The sequence below is a fragment of the Streptomyces sp. SID4985 genome, from assembly GCF_009863025.1.
Classification (GTDB): Bacteria; Actinomycetota; Actinomycetes; order Streptomycetales; family Streptomycetaceae; genus Streptomyces.
The window spans coordinates 1-208 of the sequence record NZ_WWIR01000097.1; the positions used below are offsets into that span (position 1 = coordinate 1).

The 208-nt window shown below is 76.0% G+C and carries 1 protein-coding gene; it reads left to right on the forward strand.

Annotation, left to right across the window (positions count from 1 at the left end; genetic code table 11):
* Positions 1-208, forward strand: a 208-nt coding sequence (locus tag GTW40_RS04060) for an LLM class flavin-dependent oxidoreductase (RefSeq protein WP_161178761.1), incomplete at both ends; no start/stop codon positions are given.

The window sequence follows — 208 nt, forward strand, 5'->3', positions numbered from 1 at the left end:
GCCGGCTGCCGGTCTGGATGGCCGCGTACGGCCCCAGGGCGCTCGCCCTGGCCGGACAGAAGGCGGACGGGTTCATCCTCCAACTGGCCGACCCCTACCTCACCGAGTGGATGGTCAAGGCCGTCCGCCGGGCCGCCGAGGAGGCCGGCCGCGACCCCGCCGCCGTCACCGTCTGCGTCGCCGCCCCCGCCTACGTCGGCGACGACCT